25 protein-coding genes and 1 riboswitch are annotated in these 23,257 nt (G+C 32.2%); of the genes, 20 read left to right on the top strand and 5 right to left on the bottom strand.

The features are described from left to right. Positions 1-45: 45 nt before the first annotated feature. On the top strand, positions 46-1,524 hold the full coding sequence (locus AC0L0O_RS11770; RefSeq protein WP_000768123.1) for a UDP-N-acetylmuramoyl-L-alanyl-D-glutamate--2,6-diaminopimelate ligase: 1,479 nt from the start codon (positions 46-48) through the stop codon (positions 1,522-1,524). A gap of 144 nt (positions 1,525-1,668) precedes the next feature. Here AC0L0O_RS11770 and AC0L0O_RS11765 read toward each other — a convergent pair whose 3' ends face one another. Then, complete coding sequence (locus AC0L0O_RS11765; RefSeq protein WP_001079463.1) at positions 1,669-2,370, bottom strand: class I SAM-dependent methyltransferase; 702 nt, start codon at positions 2,368-2,370, stop codon at positions 1,669-1,671. Positions 2,371-2,566: 196 nt separating this feature from the next. Between AC0L0O_RS11765 and AC0L0O_RS11760 the strand changes: the two genes are divergently transcribed. Continuing rightward, entirely contained in the window at positions 2,567-2,737 is a 171-nt protein-coding gene (locus tag AC0L0O_RS11760; RefSeq protein ID WP_000551046.1) for a DUF2197 domain-containing protein, read from the top strand. Positions 2,738-2,856: 119 nt separating this feature from the next. On the opposite strand, the gene AC0L0O_RS11755 is transcribed toward AC0L0O_RS11760, so the two are convergent. Then, positions 2,857-3,285: a cell wall hydrolase gene (locus AC0L0O_RS11755; protein WP_001128411.1), complete on the bottom strand. Its 429-nt coding sequence runs from the start codon at positions 3,283-3,285 to the stop codon at positions 2,857-2,859. 145 nt (positions 3,286-3,430) lie between these two features. On the opposite strand from AC0L0O_RS11755, the gene AC0L0O_RS11750 reads away from it, so the two are divergent. The 3 genes from AC0L0O_RS11750 (at position 3,431) to AC0L0O_RS11740 (ending at position 6,159) form a co-directional block, all read left to right on the top strand. Next, complete coding sequence (locus AC0L0O_RS11750) at positions 3,431-4,342, top strand: acetamidase/formamidase family protein (protein ID WP_473785758.1); 912 nt, start codon at positions 3,431-3,433, stop codon at positions 4,340-4,342. Positions 4,343-4,471: 129 nt separating this feature from the next. Further along, complete coding sequence (locus AC0L0O_RS11745; RefSeq protein ID WP_000238981.1) at positions 4,472-5,179, top strand: response regulator transcription factor; 708 nt, start codon at positions 4,472-4,474, stop codon at positions 5,177-5,179. Beyond that, the gene (locus AC0L0O_RS11740; protein WP_000620169.1) at positions 5,176-6,159 is read left to right on the top strand and encodes a sensor histidine kinase; all 984 of its coding nucleotides are present in this window, start codon (positions 5,176-5,178) and stop codon (positions 6,157-6,159) included. Before AC0L0O_RS11745 ends, AC0L0O_RS11740 begins: the two co-directional genes overlap by 4 nt. 302 nt (positions 6,160-6,461) lie before the next feature. On the opposite strand, the gene AC0L0O_RS11735 is transcribed toward AC0L0O_RS11740, so the two are convergent. Then, positions 6,462-7,088 carry a DUF6518 family protein gene (locus AC0L0O_RS11735; RefSeq protein WP_428888812.1) on the bottom strand — a complete coding sequence of 209 codons (627 nt, stop codon included), beginning with the start codon at positions 7,086-7,088 and terminating at the stop codon, positions 6,462-6,464. A 543-nt stretch (positions 7,089-7,631) separates the two neighbouring features. Between AC0L0O_RS11735 and abc-f the strand changes: the two genes are divergently transcribed. From abc-f to AC0L0O_RS11705, 6 genes are all read left to right on the top strand, one after another. Next, a complete protein-coding gene (gene abc-f / locus AC0L0O_RS11730; protein ID WP_033681190.1) occupies positions 7,632-9,260 on the top strand; it encodes a ribosomal protection-like ABC-F family protein in 1,629 nt (542 codons plus the stop codon). A 9-nt stretch (positions 9,261-9,269) separates the two neighbouring features. Beyond that, on the top strand, positions 9,270-9,863 hold the full coding sequence (locus AC0L0O_RS11725; protein WP_072181116.1) for a GNAT family N-acetyltransferase: 594 nt from the start codon (positions 9,270-9,272) through the stop codon (positions 9,861-9,863). 384 nt (positions 9,864-10,247) lie between these two features. Next, complete coding sequence (locus AC0L0O_RS11720; RefSeq protein WP_000469926.1) at positions 10,248-10,784, top strand: DUF3267 domain-containing protein; 537 nt, start codon at positions 10,248-10,250, stop codon at positions 10,782-10,784. A 313-nt stretch (positions 10,785-11,097) separates the two neighbouring features. Beyond that, positions 11,098-11,868, top strand: coding sequence for an ABC transporter ATP-binding protein (locus AC0L0O_RS11715; RefSeq protein ID WP_001982451.1), 771 nt, complete (start codon positions 11,098-11,100; stop codon positions 11,866-11,868). Beyond that, positions 11,843-13,774 (top strand): ABC transporter permease, encoded by a 1,932-nt coding sequence (locus AC0L0O_RS11710; RefSeq protein ID WP_000144187.1) that lies wholly within the window; start codon positions 11,843-11,845, stop codon positions 13,772-13,774. Before AC0L0O_RS11715 ends, AC0L0O_RS11710 begins: the two co-directional genes overlap by 26 nt. 67 nt (positions 13,775-13,841) lie before the next feature. Continuing rightward, positions 13,842-14,510 (top strand): lipoprotein BA_5634 family protein, encoded by a 669-nt coding sequence (locus tag AC0L0O_RS11705; protein ID WP_000831676.1) that lies wholly within the window; start codon positions 13,842-13,844, stop codon positions 14,508-14,510. A 76-nt stretch (positions 14,511-14,586) separates the two neighbouring features. Here AC0L0O_RS11705 and AC0L0O_RS11700 read toward each other — a convergent pair whose 3' ends face one another. Continuing rightward, on the bottom strand, positions 14,587-14,913 hold the full coding sequence (locus AC0L0O_RS11700; RefSeq protein ID WP_001165506.1) for a DUF3914 domain-containing protein: 327 nt from the start codon (positions 14,911-14,913) through the stop codon (positions 14,587-14,589). A gap of 253 nt (positions 14,914-15,166) precedes the next feature. On the opposite strand from AC0L0O_RS11700, the gene AC0L0O_RS11695 reads away from it, so the two are divergent. The 9 genes from AC0L0O_RS11695 to AC0L0O_RS11655 all read left to right on the top strand — a co-directional run bounded on the left by AC0L0O_RS11695 (position 15,167) and on the right by AC0L0O_RS11655 (position 22,703). Next, positions 15,167-16,408 (top strand): esterase/lipase family protein, encoded by a 1,242-nt coding sequence (locus AC0L0O_RS11695; protein WP_000517037.1) that lies wholly within the window; start codon positions 15,167-15,169, stop codon positions 16,406-16,408. Between the two features lie 87 nt (positions 16,409-16,495). Further along, positions 16,496-17,539: a homoserine dehydrogenase gene (locus AC0L0O_RS11690; RefSeq protein WP_473785757.1), complete on the top strand. Its 1,044-nt coding sequence runs from the start codon at positions 16,496-16,498 to the stop codon at positions 17,537-17,539. A gap of 121 nt (positions 17,540-17,660) precedes the next feature. Continuing rightward, positions 17,661-19,109 (top strand): MocR-like pyridoxine biosynthesis transcription factor PdxR, encoded by a 1,449-nt coding sequence (gene pdxR / locus AC0L0O_RS11685; protein WP_000471625.1) that lies wholly within the window; start codon positions 17,661-17,663, stop codon positions 19,107-19,109. A gap of 4 nt (positions 19,110-19,113) precedes the next feature. Next, positions 19,114-20,028 carry a D-alanine--D-alanine ligase gene (ddlB, locus tag AC0L0O_RS11680; RefSeq protein ID WP_001982146.1) on the top strand — a complete coding sequence of 305 codons (915 nt, stop codon included), beginning with the start codon at positions 19,114-19,116 and terminating at the stop codon, positions 20,026-20,028. A 72-nt stretch (positions 20,029-20,100) separates the two neighbouring features. Next, positions 20,101-20,206, top strand: a riboswitch (TPP riboswitch). A gap of 123 nt (positions 20,207-20,329) precedes the next feature. Further along, entirely contained in the window at positions 20,330-21,019 is a 690-nt protein-coding gene (gene tenA / locus AC0L0O_RS11675; protein ID WP_000144491.1) for a thiaminase II, read from the top strand. Positions 21,020-21,212: 193 nt separating this feature from the next. Next, positions 21,213-21,674, top strand: coding sequence for a hypothetical protein (locus tag AC0L0O_RS11670; protein WP_001982105.1), 462 nt, complete (start codon positions 21,213-21,215; stop codon positions 21,672-21,674). Continuing rightward, entirely contained in the window at positions 21,635-21,865 is a 231-nt protein-coding gene (locus tag AC0L0O_RS11665; protein ID WP_000381010.1) for a hypothetical protein, read from the top strand. Before AC0L0O_RS11670 ends, AC0L0O_RS11665 begins: the two co-directional genes overlap by 40 nt. A 377-nt stretch (positions 21,866-22,242) precedes the next feature. Beyond that, entirely contained in the window at positions 22,243-22,407 is a 165-nt protein-coding gene (locus AC0L0O_RS11660; protein WP_001099235.1) for a hypothetical protein, read from the top strand. Between the two features lie 83 nt (positions 22,408-22,490). Continuing rightward, positions 22,491-22,703, top strand: a complete 213-nt coding sequence (locus AC0L0O_RS11655) for a hypothetical protein (protein ID WP_001148160.1) — start codon at positions 22,491-22,493, stop codon at positions 22,701-22,703. 172 nt (positions 22,704-22,875) lie between these two features. On the opposite strand, the gene AC0L0O_RS11650 is transcribed toward AC0L0O_RS11655, so the two are convergent. Further along, the gene (locus tag AC0L0O_RS11650) at positions 22,876-23,082 is read right to left on the bottom strand and encodes a hypothetical protein (RefSeq protein WP_000437061.1); all 207 of its coding nucleotides are present in this window, start codon (positions 23,080-23,082) and stop codon (positions 22,876-22,878) included. Positions 23,083-23,257 lie beyond the last annotated feature (175 nt).

Raw genomic sequence — 23,257 nt, 5'->3', positions numbered from 1 at the left:
CAAAGTGGTAAACTTAATAAGGTAATATGTAAGGGGGCGGGGGATTTGAAACTAAAAGAGCTGGCGAATTTGTTATTGGTTAAAGAAACTATTGGCGATATGAATGTAAAAATTACGGGATTAGAAATGGATTCTAGAAAGATAACTAATGGTAACCTATTTATATGTGTATCAGGTATCGATGGTTTTCTTGAAGATCGACATCAATTTGTTGAAGATGCAGTGAAAAATGGTGCTGTAGCGCTAATTGTAGAAAGAGATGTAAATATTGAGATACCTAAAATAATTGTTAAAGATGCTAGGTATGCTATGGCAGTTATTGCGTCACATTTCTATGGTTATCCATCTAATAAAATGAAGTTAATTGGAATTACAGGGACAAATGGGAAAACAACTACTTCCTATTTACTTGAAAAAATTTTAAGTGATTATGGATATCACACGGGGCTCATGGGGAATAACGGAGTGAAAGTGGGTTCAAAATGGTATCCTACTGATATTAATACGCAAGAACCTCCAACACTTCAACGGAATTTGCAAATGATGAAAAATCAAAATGCAGATTATTGTGTTATGGAAGTTACGTCACAAGGGTTACATATGGAAAGAGTTAAAGGGTGTAACTTTAAAATAGCTGTTTTCACAAATTTAACACAAGATCATTTAGATTATCATGGAACATTTGATGAATATAAGCATGTAAAAAGTCTTCTTTTTGCGAGATTAGGAAATAATTTATCTACTATAGATAAAAAAATAGCTGTTTTGAATGCAGACGATCCATCGGTAGAATACTTTAAAAAAATTACTTCAGCTGAGGTTATCACATATGGAATACATAATGGAGCAGATGTTCAAGCGAAGAACATAACTTTAAGTCCAAAAGGAATTCGTTTTTTAGTTTCGTCCTTTAATGGCGAAATAGAGGTTAGCCTTAATCTTGTAGGTCGTTTTAATGTTTATAATGCATTAGCAGCAATAACAGTTGCATTGGTTGAAGGTATTCCGCTTACAAACATTAGTGATAGCTTATCTAACTTAAAGAGTATTGAAGGTAGAATGGAAATCATAGATGAAAATCAAGATTTCCTTGTAATAGTGGACTATGCTCATACACCGGATGCGTTAGAAAATGTTCTCTCTACAATTAGAGAGTTTGCAAAAGGTAAAATTATTACTGTTTTCGGTTGTGGTGGAGATAGAGACGCAAAAAAACGATCTATAATGGGTGGAATTGCTGGAAGTTATAGTGATTTTGTTTTTATTACTTCTGATAATCCACGTTCGGAAGATCCGCAGGCAATAATGAAAGATATTGAAAAAGGATTTTCGCAAAATAATAATTTGAATTATAAAGTGGAAGTAGATCGTGAACTTGCAATTAATCACGCAATAAACATGGCATCTTCTAATGATATTGTTTTGATTGCAGGGAAAGGGCATGAAACGTATCAAATTTTAAAAGATTCAACTATTCATTTTGATGATAAAGAAAAAGCTCGACAAGCAATTATTAATAAATGAATTCAATTACTAGCTGAATAGTATTTCTAATAAAAATAATGTTTTAGATGAAGTAATAACAAAGCAATTTTTTGAAGAATTTATAATTGAAAGGTAAGGGTGTTTTTATGAATATATGAGGGAAAAGCCTTACCTTTTATAGTTTTATTTCTGAAAAACAAATGTTATAGCATTTGTTTTTAATTGAATATGCCTTTCATCGCGAACAATATCATAGACTAATTCTTTTATTTCAACTTCAATTTCTTTCCATTCCTTATAAATACTTTTTAATAGATGTATCATATCTTCAGTAGGAAGGTTAATTTCAATTAAAGCATCTAATTCTTCATTTGTATGTAAGTCAATTTCTTGTATGTTCGAGTTAATAATTAAACAATTAATACCGCCACTTTTTGTACCTTCTTTCATAGAATAGAGCACGTTTTTTAAATCTTCTTCTGATTGAACATGCTCTAAACTGGATACTGCAACGATATAATCATAAGTATTAGGTTGGATATAGTAGTTTTCAATTGCTGCTTGTTCTGTTTTAATATTTTTAATTACTTCATATTCTTTACTATAAGTTTGTAATTTTGTTAAAGCGGAAATAAGTAAATCGACACATGTAACAGTGCCGCTAGTATTTTGTATCTTTTGTGCAATGGGAATACTATTTCTTCCGACGCCAGAGCCGAGGTCAAGTACTTGCAAGTTGTTTTGTCCTTCAAAGTGATCCATCAAGTCCATAACTGTTTTAACCGGTTTGTACAGCCAAGAACCAGTTTCAAATAGTTTATATTGTTCATAGCAAAGGTCGTGATATTTCTTTTCTTCTTGTCTTATGTAATCGATACGATTCATAGTGTTTCAACTCCAATACTTTCATTGCAACATGATCCTTCAGTTGAAAATTATTGAAAAAGGTGTAAACCTCACTTTTAATGATATTTATATAATTCCATAAAAATTTAGAAAAACCTTTTATTAATAATATATGGATATGGGAAAAAAGCCTTCTCAAGTTGCTTGATGATAGGTTATAAATACGAGGAGGAAAATGCATATGATGTTTTATGAAATTGTTTGCTTTTCTTGTAAAAATATATTTCGTGTTTATGAAGGTAGTGAAAAATATAAGCGATTTAAAGAGAAACCAAAAGGGGTATATTGTTGTGATGAGTGTAGCCACAAAATTCAATTAGAAGCTATAAAGAATTTTTTTAGATAATTCTATGATTTTAATTTAGAAAAGTATATCGAAAAATCCATCACATTATTAGACTACTAGAACTTAGTTAAAAGTAACGCAAGTACCCAAAATTCTAAGTACTTGCGTTCCAAATTTTACTACCGTGAATACAATTTCGGACATTCATTACCACTAGGTTCATAAAAACAATGACTTTTAAACTGTCCTACAAATGGCTGGTTATACCATTCGGGCGGACAAGCTCCAACTGGACGGAAATACCAAAGAGCCCATCTTGCTGGCCAGCGCCACTCACCTTGTAAAACTTTTCGTGCGATTTCTTTTTCTGATTCACGAGCACGTTGATAAAAATATCCGTATTGCACTGCTTCAAATCCACCGGGGCTTTGATATACAGCATCACGTACAGAACGAAGTTGTTTAAAATCTAAGCAATCACAAAATACACGGTTTACTACTACGCAACCAACAAGTTGTTCACCTTGTCGGCCTTCGCCTTCAGCTTCAGCACGTATTAATCGAGCAAGTAAGTCAACATCGCTTTCGTTATATGGAATAAGGGGCATAGTGATACCACCTTTCTGTTATAGTAAAGAGTGTATGTTTTTAAATAAGCTTGGTGCTTTTTCACATAAAATTAACATTTCAAGAGGAGCTTGTCTGAAAAAAGCTAATTAGTAATAGTAGATAAATATAAAAGGGAGAGGTATTATGTATCGAATTCATAAAGAACATATCATTTACGCAATGTCATCAGAAAATAAACCATGTATGGAAGTAGAAATTGGGAGTCGCCTTATATTTGAAACATATGATTGCTTTGAAAATCAAATTGATTCTGAAGATGTTGCGTTTCAAGAATTAGATTGGAACCGAATTAATCCGGCGACTGGACCTGTATATATCAGTGATGCAGAGCCTGGTGACATATTATCCGTAACGATTGAAAAGATTCAAATTGCAGAGCAAGGTGTTTTAACTACAGGTACGAATCTTGGTGTAATGGGTGAAGAGCTACATGAAAATACAGTGAAAATTGTCCCAATACATAATAAATATGTTTTGTTTTCGAATGAACTACAAATCCCAATTAATCCAATGATCGGTGTAATTGGAACTGCTCCAAAAGAAGAGAGTATTTCATGTGGCACACCGCATGATCACGGCGGGAATATGGACTGTAAAGAGATAAAAGAAGGGACAACATTATTATTACCTGTAAATGTTCCTGGTGCTCTATTAGCATTAGGCGATTTACACGCAGCGATGGGTGACGGTGAAATTGGTGTTAGTGGAGTAGAAGTTGCTGGTGAGGTGACGGTAACAGTTCATATTATAAAAGGAAAGAAATGGCCATTACCAATGGTTATTCAAAAAGAAAAAATAATGACGCTTGCTTCAGAGCAATTGCTAGATGATGCAGCGAATCGTGCTGTACGTAATATGGTGACATTTTTACATGAAGAATTAAAAATGTCTAAAGCTGATGCCACGCTTTTATTATCAGCTGCCGGTGATTTAAAAGTTTGTCAAGTTGTGGATCCGCTTAAAACGGCACGAATGGAACTAAGTATGGACTATGTGGAGAAGTTAGGTTTTGACTTTAGTAAAATTTCATATTAAATAAGAATAATAAAAGAAGGATGCTTTTGTATAAAAGTATCCTTTTTTGATTTACGGATTATATAAAAAAAGGTAGTATTTATTTTATATAATTGAATATAAGATTGCGGATCGATAAAGGAGTAAATAATGGTTAAAATTATGATTGTAGAAGATGATATGAAAATAGCAGAATTATTATCAACACATGTTGCGAAATACGGGTATGAAGGAATTATTGTATCTGATTTTCAAAATGTATTAAATATTTTTTTAGAAGAACAACCAGAGTTAGTTTTATTAGATATTAATTTACCGAGTTTTGATGGGTACTATTGGTGTCGTCAAATTCGCGGAGTTTCCACGTGTCCGATATTATTTATTTCAGCTCGTGAAGGTACGATGGATCAAGTTATGGCGTTAGAAAACGGTGGTGATGATTTCATTTCAAAGCCATTCCATTACGAAGTGGTAATGGCTAAAATTCGAAGTCATTTAAGACGTGCTTACGGAGATTATGCACCGAAAGTAGAAGATCGGATGGTTGAGCAACAGGGACTTTGTTTATATCCCGAAAGGCTTGTATTGAAGCTTAGGAACCAAGAGATTGATATAACGAGAAACGAAGCTATTTTATTAGAAATGTTAATGAAAAATTATCCGCGTGTAGTGAGTAGAGAGGTGTTATTAAATAAATTATGGGATAGTGAATCCTATGTTGATGATAATACATTAAGTGTAAATACGACACGTGTGCGAAAGAAGTTAAAAACGTTACAGATTGAGGATGCGATTGAAACAATTCGTAGTGTTGGATATAGATTGCATATTACTTGGGATACGGGTATGGAAAAATGATAAGGCTGTTTATACGTGATCATATACCACTTATTTGTTTTACAGCAATTCAACTACTATCCATATTTCTCGTATATTGGTTTGATGGGTATAACCATACTGCAACGGCATTATACGCAATGTTTTTAGGTGCCTTTTTTATGGTAGGTTATTTAATATTTCGTTACTTTACACATCGTTCTTTTTATGAGCGTTTAGCAAACCCGATGCAATCTTTAGATGAATCTGTTCAAAATTCTGATTTTGCAGCTATATCTGCTGCTCTTCAACACTTGCTTGAGGTACAATATCGCCATTATCAAAATCAGCTTCAAATACAAGAGAGAAAAAATAATGATCATTTAACTTTTATGAATCAGTGGATTCATCAAATGAAAACACCTTTATCTGTCATAGAATTAATTACACAAGATGAAGTTGATCCACGCTTCGAAAGTATAAATGAGGAAACAGATAGACTGAAAAAGGGGTTAGAGATGGCATTGTATGTTGCACGTTTAGAAGCATTTACACAAGATTTTTATGTAGAAAAAGTACAGCTATATAAAATAGTGAATGATTCTGTGCATGAACATAAACGTTTCTTTATCCGGAATTTTGTATATCCAGAGCTTAAAGTTGAGAAAGATATTACTGTAGAAAGTGATGCGAAATGGTTACAATTTTTAATTGGACAAATACTATCGAATGCGATTAAATATTCATCTGGTAGTAGAGAGAAGATTAAAGTGAAAGCTTGTAAGGAAGGTAATACAGTCATACTTGAAATTGCTGATAACGGTGTAGGCATACCGAAGCAAGATTTACCAAGAGTATTTAAACCTTTCTTTACAGGAGAAAATGGCAGAGATTTTAAAGAATCAACTGGAATGGGGCTATATCTTGTATATGAAATTACGAAACAATTAGGACATAGTGTAGAAATCCATTCAGAAGTTGGTAAAGGTACCGTTGTACGTATTAAATTTTTTAATGTGTAAAAATATGTAATCTAGGCTAAAGAACTTTGGAGATAAGTTTTTTAGCCTTTTTGTATAGCGGTTATATGAAATGGCAAAACGTTATATTAGTATGTATAATGACACACTAATAAATACGATTGTTAAATTTGGAGGATTTAATAAAAAGCTGATAAATATTTTTGTAAGAAAAAAGCCATCCCTTTGAAAGAGATAGCTTCATGGATCCTATCCTATGTATAAGTATAATGTTCGAATACGTGATATGTTTTGTGGACTATAATACAATTAGTCTTTTGTTTTTTCATGATACAGTATTGTAATTAAGTAAACAAACTTAATAAATTATATCCAATTAATCCTAAAATAGTGATAGGAATCATCATTAAGAAAGAAGACACACGATAAGCATTAGAGCGTTCTAATACAAGAATCAAGATAATTCCGACTATCACTTCCGTATATCCAACAGGTAACATGTAACTGTAATCTTCAAAGTTTAATAGAATGTGAAGTCCGTCCGTTACAAAAACTCCACTTAAAAGTGCGCTTCCGAATTTATGAAGTGGAGTTGTCGTATCTCTCCATAGAAAACCTGCAATTCCAAAGATAGTTCCTCCTATACATGCACATACAATCCATACAGATATAAAATAAATCGAGTGAGCTACATTTTTAATAACTATTGCATAACCATAATAGCCTAATACCATACCGAGTAGTGCAAGGATACCAGAAAGCATAGCTGTACGCTTAGAATAACTAAGGCTAGCCACGAAAAAGGATGGAACTAACCAAACGCTTCCTAAGTTAGCTAATGAATGCCAATTTCCTGGAAGTATACCTTGACCTAATTTAGTTAGTATACCAACAATTATCCCTACTACAATCGGGAGGAGAACGATTCTTAAAAATATATTTAATTTTTTGATTTTTAATGTCCTGTCCATAAATTCAATCCTTATATTAATATTTTCTGCAACTATATAATAGCTTATTAAAGGGTAGTAATCAATGATAATTTATTGAAAAACAATAAGTTATTATTGGGTAACGAATAATATTTTATTTTTATATAATAGAGAGTTTAGAAGTTTTTTACTGGGGAATTCTAAAGGACGTATTACAATTAATGTAATTTGTGCTTGTTCAATATGAAGTTAAAGAATGATAAATAAGCCTAAAAGAAAGCAATCTTTTTAACAGCACAAATAATTGCATTTACTCATACAGTATTAGTATGGTACAATATGGTTATTAATGACGGAAAGGAATGATGGGTGGACGATGATTAACTAATCTTATTTTTAAATGTTGAAATTCAATAAATTTCAATTTCTAAAAAATAGGATTAGTCTGCCCGATTTCCATACAACGGTATTGCTATTTATGTTGCGCAATAGTTTATTTGGGTATAAATATTTTAACGACTAATCCTGCCAAATTTATTTGGGAGGATTTTTTATTCTCCCTTAATGAAAGGGATCGGTATTATGAAAGAACTATTAAAATTAAATGATGTTTATGTTGAAATAAAAGAAAATATGTTGTTAGAGAAAATGAATGTGACAGTAAAACAAGGGGATGTTATCGGATTAATCGGTAAAAACGGTGCTGGTAAATCAACGTTACTTCAATTAATAAATGGGAAGATTGAACCTTCAAAAGGTACTGTTGAATGGATGCAAATGAATATGACAACAGCATATGTTGAACAAGAAAAAGAAACTTTCGTTAATAAAGATATAATTGCAAAAGAAGCAGAATTGCTTGCGAAATGGGGCGTGCCAACGAACGACTTTCATACTTTAAGTGGTGGTGAAAAGCTGAAAGTACGATTAGCAAAAGGATTTGCTAAAAATCCTAATGTCTTAATATTAGACGAACCGACAAATCATTTAGATGAGATGAGTACAGAATTTCTCATTAAGCAAATTAAAAATATGAAAGGTACAGTTATCGTCGTATCACATGATCGATATTTTTTAGATGTTGTAGCGACTAGAATATGGTCAATTGAGGATAAGAAATTAATTGACCATAGCGGTAATTATACAAGTTATATGAAAGCACGTGAGCATAAAAGAATGACACAGCAGCGTGAATATGAAAAACAACAAAAAAAGATAGAACAAGTAGAAACTCATATAAAAGAACTAAGTTCATGGTCACAAAAGGCACATGCGCAGTCTACAAAACAAGAAGGAGTTAAAGAATTTTATCGTGTAAAAGCGAAGCGCATGGATGCACAAGTGAAGTCGAAACGAAAACGTCTCGAAAAAGAGCTAGAGAAAACGAAGGTAGAACGTGTGAAAGAGGAGTATTCAGTTGAATTCTCTATTCAAGCGAGTAAAAAAGTAGGAAAACGTTTCTTAGAAGTAAAACAATTGCGGAAAAAATTTAATAATCGAATATTATTTGAAAACGTTAATTTTACAATTCAACACGGTGAGAAGATTGCGATTGTTGGACCAAACGGTAGCGGGAAAACAACTTTACTGAAGATGATTATGGGAAACGAAACTGCTGAAGGAGAAGTATGGATTTCACCATCAGCAAACATCGGTTATTTAACACAAGAAGTATTTGATTTACCGCTGGAAAAAACACCAGAAGATTTATTTTTCAAAGAGACGTTTGAAGAAAGAGGAAAAGTCCAAAATTTAATGAAACATTTAGGGTTTGAATCTTCCCAATGGAAAGAGCCGATTCGATATATGAGTATGGGTGAACGAGTAAAATGTAAGCTAATGACTTATATTTTAGATGAAAAAGATGTACTTATTTTAGATGAACCTACGAATCACCTTGATCTTCCTTCACGTGAACAGCTTGAAAATACATTAGCTGAGTATAACGGAACACTCGTTATCGTTTCTCACGATCGATATTTTCTGGAGAAAACAACTAATACAAAGCTTGTGTTTGTAAACAATACAATACAAAAGCAGCTCGAAGAACCTACGAAAACAAGAGACGAAATCGAAGAGCTACGTTTAACATTAGAAACAGAGAGACAAGAAGTATTAGGGAAATTAAGCTTTTTAACTTCTAAAGACAAAGAATATAAAGCACTGGATGAACGATTTATGGAACTTACGAAGCAGATTAAGGCACTTTAATGTATTAACATGGGAGAAGAGAAATTGACTACGTTATTTAGAATAGATTATGGAAAAATATACCTACAAGAGTTTACAGTCGAAGATGCAGAGAATATTTATAACATATCCAATCAACTGGAAATAGAAAAATTTTTGCCAGACTGGAAATCAACGAAAGAACAAAGGATTAATTGGGTTGTAAATTATGAGATACCAGAAAATAAAGCTTTTCTTCATGCAGTGAGAATTACGACTAACATAGATGATCACATATTAAAACTAGGAATATGTAAGAAAACCACAAATGAATTTATTGGATGGTGCTGCACAGGTATAAAAGATGAACTCCCTGCACCGAATGGAGAGATTATGTATGCTGTTTCAAGCGAATATCATAATAATGGTTATGCAACGAAAGCGACAAAAGGACTGGTTGACTATTTGTTCGAAAAAACGAAAGTAGATGTCCTTAACGCAATTGCTTTAATTAACAATGTAGCATCAAATAAAGTTATTGAAAAATGTGGGTTTATTTATTTGAGTGAACAGGAGATAGAAAATCAACTATATAATCATTATCAATTAAGTAAATCCGAATGGATAAAAAATATTGCTCTGTAAAAGAAATTAAACCGAAATCATTAAAAAGCTTAAAGCTAAAACTCTAAGCTTTTTTACATTCAAATGTATCAGTTAAGCATATTAAAGAGTAGCTTCTGGATAAAGTTGCTTTTTACCAAAAACAGATGCATCAAGTTGTATGTGCGAGGACTATTATATAAGCATCGTATTTAAAAAGGTATTTGGAAAATTTTGTCGAATATGTGTGCCTATGAAAACAATAAATTTTTACTCAAATCATCCTACAAATGAATGACTTTAGGCTTTAGTAGAAGAATTTATGGCAAAAGTGCAGGCGAGCAAAGGTGTGAATTTAAAATTAACGGTTGAGTGTTAGTGGATTACATGTTTTTAAATATGAAATTATTTAAATGAGGGAGGGGAATGTTTATTATAATTTGGTTTCGTCACTTACCACAGATAAGTATGGATTTGTCAGAATGGACTCCTTTTATACAAAATAATTGGCATCGAAAACATTATATGAAATTTGTATATGTACTTCAAATCATCATTTTTCTAATACCGTATTACTTTGGAGCAGATTTCACCCACATTAATATATTTTATCTCATCATCATAGGCATTTGTGTCTTTATTATTCATGAATTTCTACACGTTATTGTTATAAAGAAAAAAGGTGATATTAGCTTAACGTGTAGTGGAATATTTTTTTGGTTAAATACAAATGCAATTCTATCCAAAATAAGATTTTGGATCTTTATGAGTTTGCCTATTATTGTATTATCGGTCGTTCCTGCCGTTATATCGTTCTATATATCAGGAAATATTAAATCAATCATTTTATTTATATGTTGGATAAACGCAATAATTTCCGCTTCAGATATTTACAATTCATTTTTAATTACGATTAAACCGAAGAACTCAATTTTTTGTAGAGGTTATTATAAAGTGAAATAGTATTAAAAGAGTAACTCAAAAACATATCAACGAAAGGCAATAGTTAAAAATATAAATTTAGGTAGTAAAAGACCGATAAAGCAATCGGTCTTTTCTCAGTATATAATAAAGATTTCATATACATTGTAATTCCTGCTACTATACAATTAATATAAGATAGGTATGCGTTAATTTTAGTTTAAAAATAGTTTTATTATCAGTTTTTTTAGAAATCTTACAAGCGTGTAAGATAAATGAAAGATGAATCAATATGAGATGTAAGACAATTCATTTACACTCTGTTATGAGACGTGCAAATGAAGGGAGAATATACATGGAAATTTTACATGCAAAAAGTATTAGTAAAGTATATAAAGGGAAAGTACCTTATAAAGCATTAGTTGATATTGATTTATCAATTCAAGAAGGTGAATTTGTAGGGATTATGGGGCCATCTGGTAGTGGGAAAACAACGTTATTAAATATGGTATCTACTATTGATTCTCCATCGTCGGGAGAAATTTTAATAAATGGAACAAACCCTTTCCAATTATCATCAGAAGATTTAGCGTTATTCCGCAGAAAACAATTAGGATTTGTTTTTCAATCATTTAATCTTCTTAGCACACTTACTGTAAAAGAAAACATCGTATTGCCGATGACTTTAGATGGTGTTTCTGTGCAAGAAATGAACAAACGAGTGGAAGAGATTGCAGAGAAGTTACATATTACAGATATATTGAGTAAAAGAACGTTTGAAATATCAGGGGGGCAAGCTCAAAGAACAGCAATCGCTCGTGCAATCGTTCATAAACCGCAATTATTACTTGCTGACGAACCAACAGGGAATTTAGACTCTAAATCTTCAAATGATGTAATGGAGATGCTTGATACTCTTAATAAAGAAGAAAAAGCTACGATGATGTTAGTTACACATGATCCGTATGCTGCGAGTTTTTGCAGTAGAGTAGTATTTATTAAAGATGGTCAACTATATAACGAAATTTATTGTGGTGAAAGCAGACAAGCCTTTTATCAAAAGATTATGGATGTTCTTTCTTTGTTAGGAGGGAAAAGGCATGACTTTTCGTCAGTTCGCATTTAATAATATTTTTCGTAATAAGCGTACATACGTTGCCCATTTTTTAAGTAGTACATTTTCTATTATGGTTTTCTTTACATATGCTCTTTTATTATTTCATCCTGATTTACAAGGTGAATTGAAATCAACAAGTGCAACAATGAGTGCATATGGTACGATGGGATTTACAATTTCGCAAGGTTTGATTTTTGTATTTTCATTTTTCTTTATTCTATATTCAGTTAGTTCATTTTTAAAAACTCGTAAGAAAGAATTTGGCATATTAATGATGCAAGGTATGTCAATGAGACAGTTTAAGAAATTATTATTAATTGAAAATATGTTGATTGGACTTGGTTCAATTTGTATAGGGATTTTCATTGGACTCATATTTTCTAAACTAGTCTTATTGATAAGCGCAAGTGTATTAATGATTAATAATGGTTTGCCTTTTTATACACCAGTGAAGGCTGTATTATTAACAGTAATCACTTTTCTTTTCTTATTTTTCATTGTTTCACTATTTACATTTAAAATGGTAAAAATAACGGAACTTGTGGAACTTATTCGAGCAGAGGAAAAACCAAAACCTGAACCGAAATCTTCAATTTTATTATCATTGCTTTCTTTAATTAGTATAGGATATGGATATTTCTCAGTATTTCGCTTTATTTCAAGTTCCAGTTTTACTACGCTCGGAATGGGTGTCCTACTAGTAATTATAGGAACGTACTTTTTATATACACAGTGTAGCGTTTATATATTACATCTTGCTAAAAGGAGAGAATCTTTCTTTTTAAAAAGAACAAATATATTAACGTTTTCTGAATTAATTTACCGTATGAAAGATAATGCAACGATGTTTTTTATTGTATCTATTATTTCAGCAGTTGCATTTACAGCTATTGGTACAACAGCTGCTATTGGTAATAGAAATTTAGTGTGGATGACAAACCCATATACATTTCTGTATGAAAGCTCTGAAAACAACAAATTGGTAGATAAACATCTCTCTATTATAAAAAAACACCTCTTGGATGCAAATATTCCGTATCGAATGGCTTCATCTTCAAGTAAATTTACAGAAAGTAACGTAAATGTATTGAAATTAAGTGAATATAACGAACTTACGAGAGCACTCGGGTACCAACATGAAACGATTGAAAAAGAAGATGAAATTTTACTAATCCCTGGGAGGGTGTCACAAAAGCAAGAATTTAAAAATGGTGACTATAAAAAAAATATTGAAGTCATTCAAGGAGATTGGACAAAGACATTTCGTGTGAAGAAAACTGTAGAGAATTTAGTTTTACCACATGATTCTAGTAGTATTTATATTGCTGTTCAAGATCATGTGTATAATGAAATTCCTCTGACGAGTAATCCAGAGGATAAAGATATTCAATATCGTACTTACGGATTTGTTGTAGATGATTGGATAAGAACGAAAGAGATTTCAAATCAATTAAAGAGTATATTCGATAAAGATCTTAGGGACAGTGATTTCTACTTTGTAGCTTTAACATTAAACTTGTTGGAGGCAAAGCAAAAGAATGGTTTATTACTTATGGCAAGTGTTTTAGTCGGAATCGTTTTCTTTACATTTGCTGCTAGTTTTATTTATTTCCGATTATACACTGATTTGGACCGTGATCAACAACAATATAAAATGATTTCGAAAATGGGATTAAGTAAACAAGAGTTAAAAAAAGTTGTAACGAGACAGTTATTATTAATGTTCTTCTTACCGATTGCTGTTGCGGTGATTCATACTGTAGTAGCGTATACGGCACTGCAACAATTAGTTAGTTTTTCTATTTTAAATAGCTCGATTGTTATTTTAATTTCATTTATATGTATACAAGTTTTATATTTCTTTATTACTCGTTGGCGTTACCTACAAAAGCTTTATAAGACTATGGAGCAATAAAGGATATCAACTAATAAAATTACAGAAAAGCATGTAAAAAATGATATGAATTATGAAAGGAACCGTGATGAAAAGAACTTTAACTATTTTTATGTTAACTATAATATTTTTAATAAGCTTTAGTGCATGCTCTAAGAAGGATAACTCGTTTCCTGCAAACGGTGTATTAATTATTGGAGATGAAAATAATATTTCACCAATTATTAATCGTTATCAAGAAATTACGAAAGAAAATGAAGTGTTTTCTGTGAAAAAAGGTGAAGTTGGAAATGGACATGTATTAATTTTAAATGAATCTACAGCACTAGCACTGATTAAAGAAAAAATTTTTCATAAACGAGGTAATGGCTCCAATTATATTTTAGATACGTTACCAAAATTCCCAAAAGAAGGATCGCTATTGTTTACAAATGAAGACGAAAAGACTATGAAAAGTATTAAAATAGAAGGAAACGAGATTCCTGTTACATACGATAGTGACACTTGGATAGGTAACACCCGTAAATATCCAACGCAATCGTATGTGATTGTAGCAAAAAATAGCGTATATAAGGAAATAAAAGCAAATGAAACAAAAATGCATCTTCTTCAATTTAAAAAATCTATAGGTGACGAAAAACCTAAAATGTCGACAGATAATACAATGGTTAATGAAAATGTCAAAGTAAAAAAGCTAATTAAAGGTTTGGAAGGAGAAGTATCTTTTCAGTTTGTAACGATTGGAGAAAAATCTTAAAAAAGAGTTCGAGCTTGATAGAAACTTTATCAAGCTTGAACTCTTTTTAGTTTATAGACTATTCATATAAAAAAGATTACATTACTTCATTTAATCGAGTCTCGTTTGTTTCCTCAATCGCATTTGTATTTTGAGCTTCTTTTTCTTTACGAACTTTTTGTAGCATTTCAAGGATGATCCATAAAGGAACACCTTTATCTTTTAACATCTTCCATAAATCTAATTCATTAAATTTATGCTCTGGCTGTTTCATTTCTTTTTCGGATGAACGAATATCGAACTTGATAGGATCATTTACTTTCTTACTTTCAAGTTTAGTAGAAGAGATAGTATTATGCTCAAGATTAGATGGAGTTATTTTAGTAGGTTGAGACAATGTATGAATATTTGATCCGATTTGCATGATTTTTCCTCCTTTTGAAGCAATGAGATTAGTTTTCTTATGGTTTTTAAATCTTTTTAACATGAGGAAACTATATCTAATTATAAATTCAAATAAACAGATTTACAAGTTGTATTGTAAAAAGTAAATATTTATCAACATTTGTATATGTTTTCTATATATACAACGTATATAAAATACTTTACATTATGTTTAAGTTATTAAAGCATGCTGTATAGCGAAAAATGTAAACGTTTTATTAGGGGGAGAAAGTATGGGGAAGTTATTTTTTAAAATATGTTTTTTTGCATTAGTGGCTGTTTGTTCATTGGTAGCGAAAATAACATATGCTGAAGAGAGACAACAAAATAATTATCCGATCATTTTAGTAAATGGTTTTGCCGGATGGGGTAGAGAGGAAATGCTAGGGGTTAAATATTGGGGTGGTGTTCATGATATACAAGAAGATTTAAAACGCAATGGTTATACAGTTCATACCGCAGCTGTTGGACCAGTTTCTAGTAACTGGGACCGTGCATGTGAATTATACGCCCAAATTAACGGTGGAACAGTAGACTACGGTGCCGCACATGCTGAGAAACATGGACATAAGCGTTTTGGCAGAACTTATAGTGGTTTTACGCCGAATTGGAGTGAAACAAATAAAATTCATTTAGTTGGGCATAGCATGGGTGGACAAACGATTAGAACATTAGTACAGCTATTAAAAGAAGGCAGTTATGAAGAAAAAAATTATGTAAAAAATCACCCAAACACCAAAATATCACCACTATTTGAGGGCGAGAAATCATATGTTCATAGTGTTACAACATTAGCAACTCCTCACAACGGTACAACACTTGCGGATGGTAGTCTTCTACTACCGTTCGTTAAAGATTTACTCATTACAGCTGCAAGTTTTGGAGGAAACGATAATTTATCACTATATGATTTTAAATTGGATCAATGGGGGTTAAAAAAGAATACTGGAGAGTCCTTTTTCCAATACAGTAATCGTATTCTAAATAGTTCAATTTGGAAAAATACAAAAGATATAAGTCAATGGGATTTAAGTACAGATGGTGCAAAGGAGTTAAATAATTGGGTAAAGACGCAACCGAATGTGTATTACTTATCCTATAGTGGACATGCATCACAAGCGGCACCTATAACGGGTTTACATTTGCCTCATATAACGATGAATAAAGTGTTAATGGGGAATGCATTTTTCTTAGGTTCCTATGCAAGGTATGAAGAAAATCGTCCATTAATTGATACTACTTGGTGGCAAAATGATGGTGTAGTAAATACAAGTTCTATGATTGCACCTTCTTCTAATGCTACTGTAAATAATAATGAGTCATTGCAGATTGGGAAATGGAATCATATCGAAACGAAAGCAAATTGGGACCATCTCGACATGGTAGGATTAAGTGTTTCGGACACGTTAGGTTTTTCTAGCATTCAAGAGTTTTATAGAGCAATTGCTGAAAAGTTATCACGTTTACCGAAATAGATAGTAATAAAGCGCTCTCGATGGAATTCGAGGGCGCTTTATATTATATTGAAAGAGGGCTTTGGTAGAAAAATATAGGGGGATATTATGAAAATTAAAGTTGTACTATCAGGATATGGAACAGTAGGAAGAGAGTTTATAAAATTATTAAATGAAAAATATTTATATATAAATGAAACGTATGGAATAGATTTAGTGGTAAGCGGTGTATTAGGCAGAAATGTTGCAATACATAATGAAGATGGATTATCTATTCATCATTTATTTAGATATGGTGGCGGTAGCTGTGCAATTGAAAAATATATTGAACATCATCCAGAGGAACGTGCAACAGATAACATAAGTGGTACAGTGCTGGTAGAATCAACAGTTACAAACCTTAAAGATGGAAATCCTGGGAAACAATATATAAAACAAGCGATTGAGAAAAAAATGGATATAGTAGCAATTTCAAAAGGTGCGCTAGTTACAAACTGGAGAGAAATAAATGAAGCTGCAAAAATCGCAAATGTACGAATTCGATACAGTGGGGCAACTGCTGCGGCATTACCAACACTTGATATTGGTCAATTTAGTTTAGCTGGTTGCCATATTGAAAAAATAGAAGGAATATTAAACGGGACAACAAATTATATTCTTTCGAAAATGACTGAGGAAGATATTACATTTGAAGAAGCACTGAAAGAAGCGCAAAGTAAAGGAATTGCTGAAACGAACCCAATATTAGATGTAAGTGGTTCTGATAGTGCGTGTAAATTGTTACTTTTGACAAACAGTTTAATGGGAACAGAGAATAAGCTTACAGATATACATATTAAAGGAATCGAACATGTTACAAAACAACAAATTCGAAATGCGAAGGAACAAAATAAAATTATTAAATTGATAGCATCAGCCTATAAAGATAATGAAGGTAATGTGAATCTAAATGTTGAACCGTACAAATTACATAAAAATCATCCGCTAGCAAATGTAAATGGAACAGAAAAAGGGATTACGTTCTTTACAGATACGATGGGCCAAGTTACTACAATTGGTGGTGCATCAAATCCACGCGGAGCCGCAGCAGCAGCTTTAAAAGATATAATTAATTTATATCGTAAAGATTTGTCACGTATTAACAGGGAGTAAAGTTACTAATTGATTAAAGTTGTATTTTATAAAACCGTACCGCCCTTTATAAAAAATACATATGCAGTGGACCTTTTGAGAATGAAATAAATATGCAAAAATAATTGCAGGGGGTAAGAATTTGTTTAAAGATTTTAAAGTTGTGAAAGATCGTCCCGTTTATATTCAATTAAAAGATTATTTAAAGAAGATGATTATGAAAGGGCATTTGCTCGGGGATCAAAAAATTCCTTCAACAAGGGAACTAAGTGAATTACTTAGTGTAAGCAGAAACACTGTACTCGCTGCTTATGCAGATTTAGAGCAAGAAGGGCTCATTTATGCAGTTAAAGGAAAAGGAAATTTTGTTGCGAAGGTTGATATATCGAACACTTCGTCTGTTGAAATAGATTGGAAAAATAAACTTAATACAGTTACCTTATTGGCTGATGAATTAGATTTAATGAAACATGGTGTGCGCTGGGAAAAAGGAATGATTGTTTTTAACAGCATCGCTCCGGATGAAAAGCTATTTGATGTGGAAAATTTCAAAAGAGCTTTTCTTACTCGTATGTCCATTGAAGGTGATGTCGTATTAAACTATGGATACGCAAAAGGTTATAGACCGTTAATGAATTATCTACTTCATTATATGGAAATGAAAGGTGTAGATATATCGAACAAAGATATTTTAATTACAAATGGATTTACAGAAGGATTAGACATTGTAATATCCTCGTTGTCAAAGAAATCAGGTCGAGTTATTTGTGAGAATCCAACTCACCATGCTGCGCTGAAGCTATTCCGCTTACATGGCCTTGAAGTTCATGGTATTGATATGAATGAAGATGGTATTGATACGAATCAAGTTGAAAAAAGCTTGCGTGAAAAAGAGTTTGATTTTGCGTATTTAATTCCTTCCTATCATAATCCAACCGGCATTGTGACGAGTTCAGAGAAAAGAACGGAACTGATGAGATTATTTTCAAAATATAAGATTCCTATTATAGAAGATGGATTTAATGAAGAGTTACGTTATTCAGGTTCACATTTAGCACCATTATTAACTTTTGCTGGTGCTGGTAATAATGTGATTTATATTAGTAGCTTTTCAAAGGTACTTTTCCCTGGCTTGCGTGTAGGCTGGATCATTGCAGATAAAGAACTAATTCATTATTTAGAAAGTGTGAAAAGAGCAAGAACAATTCACACATCTACTTTAGATCAAGCTGTTCTATTTCAATATTTACATGAAGGATATTTTGAAAAATATTTAAAAAAGGCAAGATCTGTTTATAAGAAAAAATATGAGTTAGCTGTTGGGATGTGTAACGAGTACATTCCGTTTCAAAGAATGACCGGTGACGGTGGACTTCATTTATTTATAGAGTTAGAAGAAAAAATTCATGCTCGTACGCTTTTACAAAAGTGTTATGAGCAAGGGGTTACATTTTCTCCTGGAGATGTTTTTTATTCTAATGGAGAAGGAATAAACACATTTCGATTAGGATTTTCACGTCTGAAAGAAGAAGAAATAGTTCGGGGAATCAAAATAATCGGTGATACAATAAAAAATGAAATTTGGAGTTGAGGAAATGAGAATTGGCGTTATTATGGGAGGAGTATCCTCTGAAAAACAAGTATCAATTATGACTGGAAACGAAATGATTGCAAATTTAGATAAAAATAAATATGAAATCGTACCAATTACGTTAAATGAAAAAATGGATTTAATCGAAAAAGCGAAAGACATTGATTTTGCGCTGCTCGCATTACATGGAAAATACGGAGAAGATGGGACAGTTCAAGGAACGCTTGAAAGTTTAGGTATTCCTTATAGCGGCAGCAATATGTTATCTAGCGGTATATGTATGGACAAAAATATTTCGAAAAAGATTTTACGTTATGAAGGAATAGAAACGCCAGATTGGATTGAACTTACAAAAATGGAGGATCTGAATTTTGATGAATTAGATAAGTTAGGATTTCCGTTAGTAGTAAAACCAAACTCTGGTGGTTCAAGTGTTGGAGTAAAGATTGTCTACAATAAAGACGAATTAATTTCAATGCTGGAAACTGTGTTCGAATGGGATTCTGAAGTAGTAATAGAGAAATATATAAAAGGTGAAGAGATTACATGTTCCATTTTTGATGGGAAACAGTTACCTATCATTTCAATTCGGCATGCGGCTGAGTTCTTTGATTACAATGCGAAATATGATGACGCTAGTACAATTGAAGAAGTTATCGAACTTCCAGCTGAACTTAAGGAACGTGTAAACAAAGCATCACTGGCGTGCTATAAAGCATTAAAATGTAGTGTTTATGCAAGGGTTGATATGATGGTGAAGGACGGTATTCCATATGTAATGGAGGTTAATACATTACCAGGGATGACACAAGCAAGTTTACTACCAAAAAGTGCAGATGCAGCGGGAATTCATTATAGTAAACTATTAGATATGATTATTGAAACTTCATTAAGAGTAAGAAAAGAAGAAGGGTTTTAAGTAACGGTATTATGAATACTTTTGACAGTAACAAGAAGTATGTTATGATGAATACGATACGAAAATAAAATATTTATCCACTAGGGGGGCCTATTATAGGCTGAGATCAAATTGGAATTTGAGACTCTTAGTACCTGATCTGGTTAATGCCAGCGTAGGGAAGTGGGAAAGACATTGCTATTTCATGTATAAATACTGTCAATTTCACTTTCTTTACGCCTGTAAAGAAAGTTTTTTTATTATAAAGCGTTAATTGCTGTGGATAAATACTTATATGAAATGGATTATTGGAGGGAATCAAATGACTTTTTCACAATCATTACGTAAAGAAGTAGATTCAATTTGGGAAGCTAGTTTTCATCATCCTTTTGTAAAAAAACTCGGTGAAGGAACGTTAGATTTAGCTAATTTTCGCTATTACGTGCTTCAAGATTCCTATTATTTGAGTCACTTTGCTAGAGTACAAACATTAGGAGCTGCAAAAGCGCTTGAATTAGAAACGACTGCTCGCATGGCACATCATGCTCAAAATACATATGAGGCGGAATTATCTTTACATGAGAACTTTGCGAAGAAACTAGGGATTACACAAGAAGAAAAAGATAATTTTATCCCTGCTCCAACTGCATATGCATATACTTCACATATGTACCGTGCTGCGTATGAAGGACATTTAGGCGATATTATTGCAGCAATTTTACCTTGCTATTGGCTGTATTATGAAATTGGTGAGCGTTTAAAAGAGTGTCAGCCAGAAGAGCCGATTTATAACGAATGGATTTCTGCTTATGGATCTGATTGGTTCCGAACATTAGTTGAAGAGCAAATTACACGATTAGATGCAATAGCTGAAAAAGTGACAGAGTCTGATCGTAAGCGTATGAAACAGCATTTTATTATAAGTAGTCAATATGAATATTCATTTTGGGAAATGGCTTATACTTTAGAAAAGTGGCCGGTAGATACAGAAGTAAAAGATGTAATAAGATAAAGAAAAGAGGTATTGCTATACGTATGTATGGACAATACCTCTTTTTAGGTTTTTATAAAATCATTGTAAAAATCACAAATAAAACACTCCTTTATATTGTAATTACTTTTAATTTTTATAAAGGTTATTGGCGTTGTTGATGAAAAAGATTCACTTCAAAAAGAATTGAGAGAAGTATGGCAGAAACAAAGTTATGCTTGGAGGCGGAAGTGCACTCAAACTCATGCAAGCTCAGTTTCAATATCGTGATGAGGATTACAATACATTATTTAATGAATTTAAAGCAATTATGGAAAAGAATCATGAATTAAAGAATGACCTTTATGTATGTCAATGTACGTGTTGCAGAAGAACAACCGCGAAAAAACGTGCACACCGGCTTGAAGTTACAAAGTCGATCACAAGCGCTCGTTATAGCGCTCAAGGCAGTTTTGTGTTGGATGGTATGAAAAAACTGACAAAAGGAGTACGAAAAGAGCTACATACCAGATTGGCGAAATTATCGAACAGAAATGTAGACGTTGTCATTATAATCGCTCATCCAACGAGAGTTTTAGTGTTAATGAATGTAAAGTATGCCCGACTGGTGATGAATTACGTCGGTTGGGCAGATATTTGGATACACAACCTAAAAAGAATAGTGGACCGAGAATAGAAAAATCGAGTGGTTTAACACCTGAGGTTGTCAGGAACTTAAATATACAAGGAATACCGGATAAGGATTATGATCCTAGCCCCTCGTATGTCGGAAAAAAGAAAAAACATTGGAAACGAGTGGGGATTTGGAAAGGTCCAACTGATATGAGAGAAATAAAAAAGGGTAGAGCGAATGGTAGAAGTAGTTGATGTGAAAGGGATGGCGGATACTTAAAAGTTTCATAAAATAGTTAAATTAATAAAAAGCAGTTAGCTTTCGCTAGACTGCTTTGCTCCCTAATGTAGTCTTGTTATGTAATTTAGATGAAGATACTACCTACTAGGAATAAAGCTCCTAGCAGAATTAGAAAATCCACTAAAATTAAGAACTGATTTTTCTGTGGCTTTCGAAGTTCCTTTACCAAGCTAAAAACTGCACTCATTCCGAAACAAATATATATAAAAATCATTATTGTTCCTGACATAATTAACACTTCTAATATATTGATAACTTAATTATATTACGAAATACATGTACATGTAAGTTTGTAACAAAATCTTTATTTTAAAGAAAGCGAGAGGAAGAAATGAATACAGTAACAGTTAATATTCAAACAACAATTATTAAAGGAGCGTTAACAGGGGGTTCCAGAAGAGTTGTAGGTTTTGATAGTGAAATGGATATGGTAAGCATTGAGGCTGATGAAGATACTTTTATTGAAACTAAATCAGGAAATATTAAGCAAAATTAGTACAAAATCGTTATTTGAGAGAAAGGGATTATCTGAGATGAGTTTCAGCTAATCCCGAACCAATCATAGAAAGGAGAATGTATATGCAAGCGAAGACAATACCTAGAATTATTAAACTAATAAAAGCAAATGTTTTGGCTGTACCTTTCGGAGCCAAAATAGCCAAAACAATTGAGATAGGTATCAAAATTAAAGGAGGATCGGCAAAATACAGATTGAAAAATAAGAATGCAGTTAAAAATATTGAAATGAAACCAAAGTATTCTCTCATTACGTTATCCCTTCTCGAAAAGTAAATAATACAGATTATACCATAGAGAAAGTGAATCAAATTGATTTTTCAATAAAAACGCTATTTGAAAGTAAATAACCGTAAAAACGTCAGGCAACCAATTAAGTTGCCTACTACGTTCTTGAATGGTAAATGATAGATTTCTCAACAAAAGAGAGAAATAAAGAAAAATGTTTTTAAATGAAATTCATAAAAGTTTGATAGGTACTACCGAGGGAAAATACCGTAGCTACCGCATGGGCAGTCCATTTAGGCATATTTAATTTTAATATGGTGTTGTATAAGATTCCATATACGATACAAATGATTAATACAAATGCAATTAATTGAAGTGCTAATAGAAATAGTGGCTGTTCTAAAGCACTAAAGTAAAGTTGTTCCATTAGTTGATCACACCCCTTATTTAATATATTAATATAATTAAATTGAAAGTAAAGGTATTTTTTCTATAAAGTTCCAAATGTATGAAGTTATAGGATTGGAAAGTGAATTTGAACAAAAACGCTATTCTAATAGGAAACGAGGGTGTGTAATGGAGCAATTATTGATATGTGTTTA

Source organism: Bacillus sp. GS3m_15504, from assembly GCF_055825275.1.
This window is presented reverse-complemented; position numbering and strand designations above follow the sequence as displayed.